10 protein-coding genes are annotated in these 12,998 nt (G+C 70.7%); 6 read left to right on the plus strand and 4 right to left on the minus strand.

Annotated features, from left to right (window positions below):
- The first annotated feature begins 9 nt into the window (after window positions 1–9).
- Window positions 10–1,302, plus strand: coding sequence for a sensor histidine kinase (locus tag ACFS27_RS15590; RefSeq protein WP_377191061.1), 1,293 nt, complete (start codon window positions 10–12; stop codon window positions 1,300–1,302).
- Window positions 1,287–1,922, plus strand: a complete 636-nt coding sequence (locus tag ACFS27_RS15595) for a response regulator (RefSeq protein WP_377184584.1) — start codon at window positions 1,287–1,289, stop codon at window positions 1,920–1,922. Before ACFS27_RS15590 ends, ACFS27_RS15595 begins: the two co-directional genes overlap by 16 nt.
- A 22-nt stretch (window positions 1,923–1,944) precedes the next feature.
- On the opposite strand, the gene ACFS27_RS15600 is transcribed toward ACFS27_RS15595, so the two are convergent.
- Window positions 1,945–2,889: a LysR family transcriptional regulator gene (locus tag ACFS27_RS15600; RefSeq protein ID WP_377184586.1), complete on the minus strand. Its 945-nt coding sequence runs from the start codon at window positions 2,887–2,889 to the stop codon at window positions 1,945–1,947.
- Between the two features lie 90 nt (window positions 2,890–2,979).
- On the opposite strand from ACFS27_RS15600, the gene ACFS27_RS15605 reads away from it, so the two are divergent.
- A complete protein-coding gene (locus ACFS27_RS15605) occupies window positions 2,980–3,534 on the plus strand; it encodes a sugar O-acetyltransferase (protein WP_377184588.1) in 555 nt (184 codons plus the stop codon).
- Between the two features lie 23 nt (window positions 3,535–3,557).
- Here ACFS27_RS15605 and ACFS27_RS15610 read toward each other — a convergent pair whose 3' ends face one another.
- Window positions 3,558–4,742, minus strand: coding sequence for an ROK family transcriptional regulator (locus ACFS27_RS15610; protein WP_377184590.1), 1,185 nt, complete (start codon window positions 4,740–4,742; stop codon window positions 3,558–3,560).
- A gap of 202 nt (window positions 4,743–4,944) precedes the next feature.
- Between ACFS27_RS15610 and ACFS27_RS15615 the strand changes: the two genes are divergently transcribed.
- Together ACFS27_RS15615 and ACFS27_RS15620 are read left to right on the plus strand one after the other, a co-directional pair.
- Window positions 4,945–7,488 (plus strand): hypothetical protein, encoded by a 2,544-nt coding sequence (locus ACFS27_RS15615; protein WP_377184592.1) that lies wholly within the window; start codon window positions 4,945–4,947, stop codon window positions 7,486–7,488.
- A 38-nt stretch (window positions 7,489–7,526) separates the two neighbouring features.
- Entirely contained in the window at window positions 7,527–8,036 is a 510-nt protein-coding gene (locus ACFS27_RS15620) for an AAA family ATPase (RefSeq protein ID WP_377184594.1), read from the plus strand.
- Window positions 8,037–8,100: 64 nt separating this feature from the next.
- On the opposite strand, the gene ACFS27_RS15625 is transcribed toward ACFS27_RS15620, so the two are convergent.
- Both ACFS27_RS15625 and ACFS27_RS15630 read right to left on the minus strand, forming a co-directional pair.
- Window positions 8,101–8,661 (minus strand): hypothetical protein, encoded by a 561-nt coding sequence (locus tag ACFS27_RS15625; protein WP_377184596.1) that lies wholly within the window; start codon window positions 8,659–8,661, stop codon window positions 8,101–8,103.
- A 203-nt stretch (window positions 8,662–8,864) separates the two neighbouring features.
- Window positions 8,865–9,116, minus strand: a complete 252-nt coding sequence (locus ACFS27_RS15630) for a hypothetical protein (protein WP_377184598.1) — start codon at window positions 9,114–9,116, stop codon at window positions 8,865–8,867.
- 350 nt (window positions 9,117–9,466) lie between these two features.
- Between ACFS27_RS15630 and ACFS27_RS15635 the strand changes: the two genes are divergently transcribed.
- Window positions 9,467–12,766, plus strand: coding sequence for a S8 family serine peptidase (locus tag ACFS27_RS15635; RefSeq protein WP_377184600.1), 3,300 nt, complete (start codon window positions 9,467–9,469; stop codon window positions 12,764–12,766).
- Window positions 12,767–12,998 lie beyond the last annotated feature (232 nt).

A 12,998-nucleotide genomic window follows, 5' to 3' on the forward strand; every position in this document is an offset into this window, starting at 1 on the left:
GGCGTGAGGATGCCGGCGCGGACGACAGAGCCCTTGGCACGCGCAACGGTCTCGACCCCGGCCCTGGCGCTGCGCCGTCATCCGGTGCGGCTCCTGATGACATCCTGGCCCTGGCGATCGCTTGCCTACGTCGCGGCCACCCCGGCGGTGGCTGCGCTGTGGGCGTTGACGTGCTGGCCGCTGGTGGTGCTGGCGGGTGTGCCTCTTGGCCACGTCGAACGGTGGCGCTTGCGATGGGTGGACCGCCGCCCTGCCCCGAGTCCGCACGCTCACGGTGCATCCTCGGGTCTGCCGGCCTGGGTCCGGGTCCGCGCCAAGGAACATGCCACCTGGGCCGAGCTGCTGCACGGAGTGCTCCTGATTCCGCTGTCCGTGCTCAGCTTCGCTCTCGTCTGCGTCGTGCTCCTGGTGCCGGGAATGATCATCGCCAGCAGCGCCGCACAGCTCGTGATCGTCGTTCTCGGCATTGATCCCGCCGCCGTCACCGCTCTGCCCGCCCCGCCTCCGCCGACGGTCAACGACGGTCCCCTCACCCATGTCGGATTTGCTGCTCTCGGACTGTTGATCCTGGTACTCGGGCTGTATCTCGTCACGCTCGTCGCCGAGGGCCAGCGATACCTCACGCGCCTCCTCGTCAGCGAGCCCACCGCCGAGATCACCGAGGAGCTGGACGACCTCACTCGCTCGCGCGCGCGTCTGGCGACCGCTTTCGACGACGAACGACGACGGATCGAACGTGACCTGCACGACGGCGCCCAGCAGCAGCTGACCGCTCTCCGCATGACACTGGGTACGCTGCGCTATCAGTACGGCAGGGGAGTCGACATCACGCCGCTCATCGACCAGGCCCACACCGATGCGCAACGGGCCATCGACGAGCTCCGGGACATCGTGCACGGCATCTACCCCGCCGCACTCCGGGAGCACGATCTCGCCGATGCTCTCGACAGCCTCGCCGCACGAGCCGAAGCTGCCGGGCTGAGGGCAACCACGCACCTCGACCTTCCGTCCGGCCTGCCTGCTGGTGTCGAGGTCGGGCTGTACTTCGCGGCCAACGAGCTGTTCACCAATCTCACGAGACACGCACGGGCCGAGACGGTCCACCTGTCGGCGCACGGAACACCGGACGGCACGGTCCTCGTCACCGTGCAGGACGACGGGCGCGGCGGCGCGCACCTCGACGGCACCGGCCTCGTCGGCGTCGTCGACCGTATCCAGACCCTTGGAGGGCACGTGACGATAGCCAGCCCGGTCGGGGGCCCGACCCGGATCACCCTGGAGGTGCCGTGCGCATCGTCATAGCGGAGGACGCGGTCCTCCTCAGGGAAGGGTTGGTACGGCTCCTCGCTACCGCGGGCCACGACGTCGTCGCAGCGGTCGCTGACGGGGAAGCCCTCCTGGAAGCAGTACGGGCGCACCGCCCCGACCTCACGATCATCGACGTCCGCATGCCGCCGACACACACCGACGAAGGTATCCAGGCTGCGCGAACGCTACGGGCGAGGAACTCCTCCGAGCGGATCCTCGTACTGTCCCAGATCGTTTCCGGGAAGGCAGCAGCAGGACTGTTCGCCACGGACGCCGGCGGCATCGGGTACCTCCTCAAGGACCGGGTCGGTGACGTCGACGACTTCCTCCGGGCGCTCGACACCGTCGTCGCCGGTGGCGAGGTCATCGACCCCCTCGTCGTCCGCCACCTCCTCCGACGCCGATCCCGTCTCGAGGAGCTGACGCCCCGCGAGACGGACGTGCTTGCTCTCATGGCCGAGGGCAGGACGAACACCGCGATCGCGGGCGCGTTGGTCATCAGCGAAGCGGCGGTCGCCAAGCACATCAACCGCATCTTCGCCAAGCTGGAGCTCAGCGCTGACGACAGCCGGCACAAGCGAGTACAAGCGGTGCTCACCTACCTCCGGCAGTAGCGGCGTGGCCTGGACGAGACCGTCAGCAGGCCACCCAGCCCGGGCTCCATACGCCGTCGGTGGGTGGCGGTACCGAGGCTCGCAGGTGGGCCCGCAGCTCGGTCAGCGCGGGATGCTGGTGGTCGGTGCGCGTGAGCAGCACGTGCGGGTAGACCGGTGTCGGATCGCGCAGCGGGATACGCCGCAGGCCGTAGCTCTCCGGCCACAGGTACCGGTCCCCGCTGCCCACCAGGGTCGCCAGAGAAGCCGAGTCGGCCAGGGCGTCCATGAGGGCCTCGTCGCCGAAGCTGGGGCCGAGCGCGTCGATGCTCAGACCGAAGGCCTCTGAGAGCGACCGGTAGAACTGCTCCCACTCGCTGCCCGGCCTGATACCGGGGATCCAGATGCGGTGACCGGCCAGGTCCGCCGGACGGACCCGTTCCGCGCCGGCCAACGGGTGACCGGGGCCGACCAGGAGCTGCAGGGGCGCATCAAGAAGGCGTTCGGCCGTGATCCCGGCCGGGACCTGCTGTGCGGGCAGGGCGCGGAAGGTGGCGTCGATGGTTCCTTCGAGCACGGCCCGCACAGCCTGAGCGGCGTTCTCGTCGCCCAGAGTGACCGTGTCCAGAGCGACCGTGTCCAGAGCGGTGCCGGGCAGGGAGCGGTAGAAGCGGTAGACGGCCTGTGCCGGGGCGATGCGCCGGTTGAGGACGTCGACGCGCAGGGGCCGGCTGCCGGGGCGTACGGCCTGCTCTGCCTGGTCGAGCGCGGCCAGGACCTTCTTGGCGTGCGGGAGGAAGACCTGTCCGTCCAGGCTCAGCCGGGAGCCGCGGGAGGTGCGCACCAGGAGCGCGACCCCGAGGTTCTTCTCCAGCCCGACGATCCGTTTGGAGACCGCCTGCTGGCTGATCCTGAGCTCGTCGGCCGCGGCCTGGAACTGTCCGGCTCCGGCGACGGTCACGAAGGTGCGCAGTGCTTCGATGTCCACACCACCACCCTACGAACACAACCACTGGTTGTGTCCGGTTGGGTGCGAGGTTGTTTGATCGGGCATGGTCAAGGGTGCTGGGATCAACGTATGTCTACCCGCACAGAGCAGGTCATGTCTGTCCGCACGCCCGAGTTCGCGACCTATGCGGAGCGGATCGCGCACGTCACCGACGCGACCTCCCGCCTGAACATGCTGCCGTTCAGCGATACGGAGGGTCGTGCGGAACTACTCTCGGTTGTCTTCGGTGGCCCGCTGCCGGAGTCGGTGACGATCTATCCGCCCTTCTTCACCGAGTACGGGCTGGGCACGACGTTCGGGAAGAACGTCTTCGTCAACCAGGGCTGCACCTTCATGGACAACGGCGGCATCAGCATCGGCGACAACGTCATGATCGCCCCGAAGGTCAGCCTCATCACCGGCGGGCACCCCCTGCCACTGGCCGAGCGTCGGGAGTACGTCACCAGCGCGCCGATCGTCATCGAGGACGACGTCTGGATCGGCGCGGCCGCGGTGGTCACCCAGGGCGTGACCATCGGTGCAGGCTCGGTCGTTGCTGCCGGCGCGGTCGTCACCCATGACGTGCCGCCCTGTGCCCTGGTCGCGGGCGTGCCCGCCCGGGTGATCAGGAGCATCGGACCGTGAGTCACGGATCCGACGGAGGCGCCCTATGAGACCTCGGTGGCTGCCATCGACGCCTGCGGCCCGGCTTGCTCGATGAGCCGCTCCCATCCCGCGTCGATGGCGTGGCCCACCGCTCCTCGCAGCACGGTGTCCTCGTGGAAGGGCGACAGCCTGCAGTCGATGCCGACGGCGCCGCGCTCCGCCAGGCTCTCGCGGAACGCTGTTGTCAGTGCCGGCCCCGAGCGCGCGATGGCTCCAGAGATCGCGACGGTGTGCAGGTCCAGCGCCAGGCAGGTCGGGGCGACCGCGGCGGCGAGCACGTCGACGCCGCGCCGGAGCGCTCGGGTGGATCGTGCGTCCCCGTCGGCGGCGGCGCCGATCAGCTCTTCGGTCGACAGGTCGGGTGTGCCACCGAGCAGCGGAAGCCTGCCCGCGTGCGACACCTCCTCCAGATGGCGGATCTCGCCGGTGACGGGGTCGGGGACGAGGAGCGAACCGAGCTCTCCCGCAGCTCCGAGCTGGCCGCGGTAGATGCGTCCGTCGAGCACGATGCCGGCGCCGAGCCGTTGTCCCCACTGCAGGCCGAGGAACGTCCGCGGCATGTCGGGTACTGCGCACATCGCTTGCGCCGCCAGGTTCGCGTCGTTCTCGACGGTGATCTCGCCGGTGAAGTGCCGGCTCAGGACGGAGACGACCTGGGCCCCGTCCCAGCCGCCGAGGCCGGCCCGGAGCGTGATCCGTCCCGTCGGCTGCTCGACGATGCCGGGGCTGGCGACGGTGCCGGCGATCACGGCCGTCGGCGGTAGCTCTAGCTCTTCCAGGCACTCCCGCCCCAGCTCGACCAGCAGCTCGAGCATGTCGGCGCCGAGCGGTGGCGTGCGGCGCCGTTCGCGTCGTGCCCGCGCGGTGCCGTCGAGGCTCGCGATCTCCACGACCGCCCGGTGCGCTCCGGCATCCGCGCCGAAGACCACGAACGCCTCCTTGGCCAGCCCGTAGCGGGCTGCCGGCCGTCCGGCTGCTCCGGCCGGCTCGTACCGCTGGAGTGTCCGCCCTTCCAGCGCCGAGACGATCTGGGTAACGGTCGGCCGGGTCAGGTTCGTCATGGTGGCCAGCTCCGCGATCCGGGCCGGCCCGCCGGCCTGGCGGAGCGCCGTCAGCACCCGCCGGGTGTTCAGCAGGCGAAGCTGAACCGTGCCGCGCGCCTGGTCGTCGATCGGGAGCTGCCGCATCGCACGATCATAGCCAGGACATACGAAAGGACCTTGCGTAAGTCCTCGGTGCGCTGGTACATATGTGACCTGCGACATATCTCGGGCATCGCCAATGGGGGCGACCCGGCGGACGAGAGGCGTGCACATGTCACTACCTGATCGGGTCGGCGGAAGAGAAGCTCAGGCAGCGCCCCGCGGCAGCACGAAGGTCATCAGTCCGGTGGCCGCAGCCCTCGGGCTGTCGCTGGTCCTCGGTCTGGCGCACGGCATGCCGACGGCGGAGGCGCGCGAACCAGAGGTGCGGACGACGACGTCGACCTGGGACTTCGACGGCGATGCCAGGGACTCCGTGGGCGAGCGCCACGGCGAGTCCCTTCCCGGCGTCAGGTACTCGGACGGCAGCGCGCACTTCTCCAGGCGCGACGACTCGGAGATCCGGCTGCCGTTCGACCGCCTCCTGGAGCCGGGTGACGGAGGGTGGCGCCTGGAGGTGACCGACATCGTGCCCGGTGCGCCGACCGGTGCGCACCAGGCGATCGTGACGAGCCGCGCCGTCAACCAGGGCTGGGCGCTCTACATCATGCCCAGCGGTGAGCTCCGGTTCTGGTCGCGCGTCGCAGGGCAGAGCGCCTGGGAGCAGCTGTCCACCGGCGTGACCGTGCGCCAGGGAGCGAGCTACGACGTCGACGTCACGTGGGCACCCGGTGCGGTGGAGATCCAGGTGCGCGGTGACGCCACCAGGGACCTGACCCTTGACCTGGCGATGCCCGTCATCAACGACGGGAGCGGTCCGGTCCGGGTCGGCAACGGCGGGGACCGCGGCAGCGAGTTCTTCTACAACGGCTCGCTCGGCGGCATCACGATCTCCGCCACGCCCCGGACCGATCCCTGGTCGCACTGCGGCACCGACGGCACCGACGGCGGCGCCGCGCCCGTCGTCACGCCCCCCGACCCGGCAGCCCTGGACCGGCCCGTCCCGGCCGACGAGATCAGCGGGCTCTCGTTGGAAGCTGCCCGCAACGCCAACCGCTACGTCAGCACCACGTACTGGGACGAGCACTTCGCGGACGAGACGGGGGAGCGGATCAACCTCGCCCAGCGCCTGGGCAACACCGAGTACGCGATGCGAGGGCCCGCGATGACGGCGGTGAGCACCGCGATCCTGCTCGCGACGGGGGCGTACGACCCGGCCGACACCGGGGTCAGCGCCGCGGAGGCGCGGGACCGCGTGGTGCGGCTCGTCAGCTCCGCCGCCGCGGAGCACCGCGCCAACGACCCCGGTGGCTGGGGGCCGGAGGAGCGGCTGTGGCAGTCGTCCCTGTGGGCCTACTACAACGGCTTCGCCGCGTGGCTGCTGTGGGACGACCTGAGCCAGGCGCAGCAGGCGTGCGTCACGAACATGGTGGTGATGGAGGCGGACCAGATGCCGGATCCCGCGTACTACCGGGACGCGGACGGCGTGATCATCCGGCCGGGTAACACCCAGGCCGAGGAGAACGCGTGGCGCAGCTCCCTCTCGGGCCTCGCAGGGCTCATGATGCCCGACGCCGAGAACAGCGCGCGGTGGCGGGACGACGCCATCGCCCTTGCACTGGCGGCCTGGGCGACGCCCGAGGACGTGACGAGTTCCGAGGTGGTCAACGGTAGGCGGCTGGACGATCTGCTCGACGGCTCGAACGTCTGGACGGACGGCACCGTCGAGAACCACAACCTCATGCACCCCATCTACATGCTGGCGTTCGACCAGAACGTCAACAATGCCCTCGCGCAGCAGCTGACGGGCCAGCTGCCCGCGGCGGCGTATCTCCGCAACGTGGACCTGACCTACGCCGCGCTGGTGGACCTGGAGTTCCCCGCGCCGCCGTGGCTTCCGCCGGGTGGCACGATCTACGTCCCGGGCGAGCCGACGATCCACTACCCGGACGGCAACGACTGGGGCACGACGTTCCCCCTCTACTTCGCGCAGGCCGACGTGATCGCCGACGGCTACGGGATCGGCGGCGAGCTCAGCGCGCCCCCGGACGAGTGGGCGGCCCTGCACCTCCGGGCCGCGATCGACCTGCAGAACCGCTTCGCGGACGGCCACACCTACCTCGACACCACCGAGAGCAACTACCAGCTCCGCGAGGAGCGCACCGCGCAGATCGCGGCGCACACCTTCCTCACCCGGTTCCTGAACGCCGGGACGCGGCAGTGCCTCACGGACAGGCCGTACACCACCCCCACCACCGACCTGCTGCTCGGTGAGCTCGAGGTCGCCCGGGAGATCATCGACAGCGACCCAGCGGCCGAGCTGCCGGCCGAGCTCAGGGGCGATGTCCGCGACGGCCTCGACCGGATCTCCGAGGCCCGGCATCACGGGCGGGACAGGGCCGTCGCGGCAGCGGTCCGCGACCTGCAGCTGCTCCTGGCCGGAGCCGACGACGGCACACCTGTCATCGCTCAGCTTCGCGAGGCGGTCGGGTCGGCGGCGACCTGCGCCCTCGACCTGCCGATCGGGCTGGAAGCACCCGACCGGTCCAGGCCCGGTGCCGAGATCCCGGTGGGCCTGACGGGAGCACTGGCGGACACCGAGTACGTGCTGGTCGCCGAAGCCCGCAAGGGCAAGGACATCGAGCTGGGCCGGATCCGGACCGGTGCCGACGGTGCGGGTGTTGCGACGGTCAGGCTCCCCGAGGACCTGCGCGTGGGAGTGCTGACCGTGCGGGCCGGTGCTGGTGACTCGTCCGCCGAGACCCGGATCCGCGTCAGGCACGGCCGCTGATGCCGCCGCTCCCACGGCAGGCCGGGGCCGGAGATCCCATGACCGGCAACGACTCGACGCGCCTTGTCATCGTGCGGGGCCCCTCGGGATCGGGGAAAACTACCGTCGCGCGTGATCTGCGTGCGCGGATGGGTCGCGGCACAGCACTGGTCGAGCAGGACTACGTGCGTCGGACGCTGATGTGGGAGAAGGACACCCCTGGCGCCGTCACCATCTCGATGATCGACACGCTCTCCCGGCACGCACTCGACGCCGGGTACGGCGTCGTCATCGAGGGCATCCTGCACGAGGTGCGGTACGGCGACATGCTGCGGGCCCTCGTCGCCGACCACAGGGGCATCAGCGCGGTCGCGTACCTCGATGTGCCGTTCGACGAGACGCTGCGCAGGCACGCCGGCCGCCCCCAGGCTACGGAGTTCACGCCAGAGCTCATGGCCCAGTGGTGGGCAGAGGACGACCACCTCCGCCTCGCCGGGGAGATCATCATCGGACCGCAGGCCACTGTCCACGACACTGTTGACCAGCTTCTCGAGGCCGTCGCGCGATAGCGCGCCCGTCCTGTCTCGCCCCGGGGTAGACCAGAGCCTCCGCTGAACCCGGGGCGAGGCACTCCTACGAGGAGTAGTCGCCCTCGTCGTACTGGTCGAGGGACAGCAGCCGGCGGATCGCGTCCGCAGCGGCCTGATCGTCGTGCTCCAGCGCGGCCAGCACAGCGGTGACCAGGTCCTCGGACGTCGTCGCGGCGGTGGCCGCCTCCCAGGACGGAACCGCGCGATCACCCGCGTCGGCCAGGCTCAGGGCGTGCGGCTCGACCTTGGCCGGCCACCGCGCTCCGCGCAGCTCCTTCATCTCCGCGCGCAGCGCAGCCAAGGTCGCTGTCGCCTGCTCCCGCTGGACATCGACGGGTTGCCCCGTGTTGATCGCCGTCTCCAGCGCCTCGAGCGCCTCGTTGTACGGGCGGACGATGTCCAGGTACCGGACGGCGGCCTCCTCGGCACCGAGACGCGCCGGTTCCGACGGCGGTGCGGAGGCCGGACCCGACGTCTGAGGCGTCGGCGTGGCCGGTTCTGCCGTCCGAGCCGTCGGCGCGGCCGGTTCTGGCGCGCCGCCCGCGGCGCTTGCGCACCCGCTCGCGAGCAGCAGGACCAAGGACGTGGTGATCAGGCGGCGCATCGTGCTCCATCGACAAAGGGGCAGGCAGGACACCGAAACCTAGCGCATGCCCTGGTCCGCTCGTTCCTCGTCGTGAGCTCCACCCGAGCTCCCCGTGGGGGGCGAAGCTCGGTGCTGCGGCTTCCAGTCGCGGATCCCACTCAGGTCGCGGCGCGGAAGGTCCGGAGCGTCAGGGGGCTACGGTCGCGCCGCCTCGCTGAGTCTCAGGAGACGCGCAACGTCGGGCCGTCCACGTCCACCGGCCCGTGTGCGACCGGGTGCTCGATCTGCAGGTTGAGCGTGCTGCGCGACGTCGGGATCACGGCGAGCTGGGCTTCGCTGCCGTCGGTGTCGATAGCGCGCACGTGCAGGTGCCCGTCCTTGAGGCGGATCGCGAACTGGTCGGCCCCGGCGACGAAGCGCACCTCGCTGTCGTCGACGATCACGGTGGGGCCAGAGGGCAAGGTCTTCGGCATGGGTACAGCATGCCTTGCGTCGCGAGGTCCGCCCGCCGGCGCCCACCGTTCGAACATCGCGCCGATGCCTGCAGCGAGCCGGTAGTCGCCCGGGACACGCCCCACCGAACGAGTTGACCCTGTTCCATGGACACGGTCTCTACTGGGAAAGACCTCGCGAGCGTGGGTACTGCTCTGGCAGGCAATAGCGATCGTTCTCCGGACGGTCGTGGCGACCACGTCGTCCTGGCTCGCGCTGCCGCTCGTCGTTCCCGTCTGAACCGCTGAAGCACTACCCGGTCACGCATCCCACGTCGGCCGTACCCCTGGCGAGCAGTGATCGCCGCTGGACACCCTTGGAAGGACTTCCCTTGCGCACGAGAGCAATCGTCGCTGCGGCACTCGCCGTGGCGGTCACGACGGGCGCTGGAGCGCTGACCGGCACGCTGGCCTCACCCGACGGCCAGGGCAGCACGGTCGGCCGCTCCGCGCCGGCATCATCCACCGGTGACCCGGTCACGGTCACCCTGTTGACCGGCGACCGGGTCACGGTGACGCCCATGACCGACGGGCACCGATCCACCACGATCCACCCGGCCGAGGGACGTTCGGGGATCGCATTCCTCCAGCAGACCGATGAGGACCGCTTGCTCGTGATCCCGTCCGACATCGCCCCGCTGGTGGGCACGAGCCTGGACGAGGCCTTGTTCGACGTCGCCGGGCTGGCTGCGACGGGCGAGGACCGTGACACGGTGCGGGTGATCGTGCAGCAAGGTGGCGGGCTCACGGCCCTGGCGACAGCCACCGAATGGCAGGCTGCCGGCCTGACGCCGGACCGTCGGCTGGAGTCTGTCGGTGCGGTCGCCGACGATGTCGATGCCAGCCAGGGCGCGAAGCTGCTCGGTACGCTGCGCGCCCAGGACGGGAACGAGGGCGCGAGGACCGCGGACACGCCCGTGATCGACCGAGTGTGGCTGGACGCCCCTGCCGAGGCACTCGACGCGGACTCCGCGCCACAGATCGGCGCGCCGCAGGCGTGGGACTCGGGCGCCACGGGCAAGGGCGTACGGATCGCGATCCTGGACACCGGCATCGACCCGACCCATCCCGACCTGGACGAGAACGTCGTGGCCACCAAGGACTTCTCCGGCACGGGCTCCGTCGTCGACGGCACCGGCCACGGTACGCACGTGGCATCGATCGCGGCCGGCTCCGGCGACGCGTCCGAGGGCGAGAACCGCGGCATGGCGCCCGACGCCGATCTCATGGTCGGCAAGGTGCTCGACGACCAGAGCGTCGGCACGATGTCGGCGGTCATCGAGGGCATGGAATGGGCAGCCGCACAGGGGGCGGACGTGGTGAACCTGTCGCTCGGCTTCATGAACGCCTCGGACGGCACCGACCCGGCATCGGTCGCGGTGGACGTCCTGACGAAGCAGCACGGCACGCTGTTCGTCGTCGCGGCGGGGAACTCCGGCGATCACGAGACCATCAGCTCGCCGGGCACGGCGTCGTCCGCCCTGACGGTGGGCGCCGTGGACGACGCGGACCAGGTGACAGGTTTCTCCAGCAGAGGTCCGCGTGCCGACGGGGCGATCAAGCCCGACATCGCGGCGCCGGGCGACGACATAGTCGCCGCCCGCGCGAACGGGACGGCGCTCGGCACGGTCGTCGACGCACACCACGTCGCGGATGGCGGCACCTCGATGGCGGCGCCGCACGTCGCAGGTGCCGCGGCCGCGCTGCTCCAGATGCGGCCCGAGCTGACCGCGACGCAGGCGAGGTCGGTCCTCATGGGCTCGTCGGACACCACAGGCGGGACGGTGTGGGAGGAGGGCGCAGGTCGGGTCTTCGTGCCCCGTGCACTGGACCAGGAGCTGCTGGCGAGTCCGGCATCGGTGTCGTTCGGGGAGTTCGAGCCGCCGTACAAGGGGGCGCTGTCGAAGACCGTCACGTACCGCAACACCGCCGCCAGGAAGGTCGTCCTCGACCTGGCGCTCTCGGCCACGGGGCCCGACGGCGACCCGGTCGAGGCCGCGTCGCTCTCGAAGGACCGCGTGACCGTCCCGGCGAACGGGACCGCATCCGTGAAGGTCTCTGTGGCCAAGGCCACGGGTGCCCTAGGCCGGTACAGCGGAGCGGTCGTCGCGACCGGGGCCGGCGGCACCTCTGTGCGGACGCCGGTCGGCTGGGACAAGCAGCCGGAGACCTTCGACCTGACGGTCAAGCAGGTGGGGCGGGACGGCGAGCCGTTCGACGAGAGTGCCTACCTGGGTGTCATCGACTCCGCCGACCACACCAGGTTCCAGCAGTCGTTCCCCGTCGAGGGCACGGACGCGGCCGAGACGACGTTCGAGGTCCCGGCGGGCACCTACTTCGTGGGCTCGGTGATGATGGGGCTCGCGGATGACCTGACGGTCGACCAGGTGGTCGAGTCCTACGCATCGCAGGTCGCTGTGGCCGACGACACCACGGTGACACTGGATGCCCGCGAGGCGTTGCCGGTCTCGTTCGACGTGCCGCGCGCCGCCGAGCGGACCGCGCTGGTGCTGGACGGCACGCACACCGACGAGGAGGGGCGTGCCTTTGCCACGGGGATCTCCGAGGTCGCCGGTGCCGACGTCTATGTCACGGCGACCGACCCGGTCACCGTCGGAACGTTCGACCATGTCACGAGGGCCCGTCTGGCCGAGCCCGTCGCGGGCGCCGCACCGCCGTCGTACACCTACGACCTCGCCTTCCGGCAGGCGCCGGTCACGACCGGTGCCTTCGGCGTGGAGCCGGCCGACCTCGCCACCTTCACCACGACGTTCGCCGACCCCGCGCGCGACGTGACGGCCGCACTGTCCTGGTCGGGCAGACCGGGCGGACGCGACACCGCCGCCGGCCTCTCGAGCCCGGTCGCACCGGGAACCCGGACCGAGTACGTGAACGCGGCAGACGTCCGCTGGACCAGGAGCATCCTCTACTCCGCCACTGACGGCACGCCCGTCGGCCAGTTCGGTACCGACGAGCTGAGCCTCGAACCAGGTTCCAGCACCGCAACGACCGTCGGCAGTGCTCCGCACTCGCCCGCTGGATACCGCGGGCTCGCGGGAGACCAGCTCGACATCCTCACCGACTGGTCGGACTCGGCAGGAAGCCTCGGGTCGGACTGGGGACTGGACGACGTGCACCTGGTGGTGCGGCAGGACGGGCAGGTGGTCGCGGACGAGAACACGGGCTGGGCCACGGTGACCGTGCCACCGTCGGGGGCCGGCTACGAGGTGACCTTCGACGGCGCCCGCGGCTCCGACCGGTGGTACACCGGGGCAGTCGTCTCCGGCGGGTGGAGCTTCCGAGCCGAGCCCGGACCAGCGCCGTACACGAGGCACGACCTGCTGGACCTGCGCTACGACGTGGCCGGGATCGGGCTGCAGGGCCGCGCCCCGCGCACGACCCAGGTCACGGTCCACGCAGTGGGCGGTGATGGCGCGTCTGTCACCGACCTGTCGTGGTCCGCCGACGGCGGTGCGACGTGGACGAAGGCCACGCTGACCGACGGCGTCGCCACCGTGGACGCCCCGGAAGGCGCCTCGACCGTCTCCCTGCGCGCCACGGCGTCGAACACCGCGGGGGAGACGGCCACCGAGACGGTGAAGGACGCCTACCTGGTGCGGCAGGCCCCGTGAACCCGCCTGGCGGCGGCTGGGCGCGGCCTGGACGGCGTTCTGTTCGATCTCGACGAGTGGTGGCGAGCTCCTGCCGCCAGGCGAAATGTCCGTTCCTGCGTGACAGCCGTGTAAACCTTTCTGGCCGGTAGTGGACAGTGGCCTAAACCGGCCACGGATGCGCTTGCCCTGGTTCGTCGGCGACGACTAGACAGCGCTCAGGACATTCGAGGGCCCGCGGGCCGCCAGGTCG

Source organism: Promicromonospora vindobonensis (assembly GCF_042685865.1).
GTDB lineage: Bacteria > Actinomycetota > Actinomycetes > Actinomycetales > Cellulomonadaceae > Promicromonospora > Promicromonospora vindobonensis.

Excerpts from the sequence above, each read along its gene's own strand:
- ACFS27_RS15590 (WP_377191061.1), top strand. The coding sequence starts at position 10 with ATGCCGGCGCGGACGACAGAGCCCTTGGCACGCGCAACGGTCTCGACC.
- ACFS27_RS15605 (WP_377184588.1), top strand. The coding sequence starts at position 2,980 with ATGTCTACCCGCACAGAGCAGGTCATGTCTGTCCGCACGCCCGAGTTC.
- ACFS27_RS15610 (WP_377184590.1), bottom strand. The coding sequence starts at position 4,742 with ATGCGGCAGCTCCCGATCGACGACCAGGCGCGCGGCACGGTTCAGCTT.
- ACFS27_RS15620 (WP_377184594.1), top strand. The coding sequence starts at position 7,527 with ATGACCGGCAACGACTCGACGCGCCTTGTCATCGTGCGGGGCCCCTCG.
- ACFS27_RS15625 (WP_377184596.1), bottom strand. The coding sequence starts at position 8,661 with ATGCGCCGCCTGATCACCACGTCCTTGGTCCTGCTGCTCGCGAGCGGG.
- ACFS27_RS15630 (WP_377184598.1), bottom strand. The coding sequence starts at position 9,116 with ATGCCGAAGACCTTGCCCTCTGGCCCCACCGTGATCGTCGACGACAGC.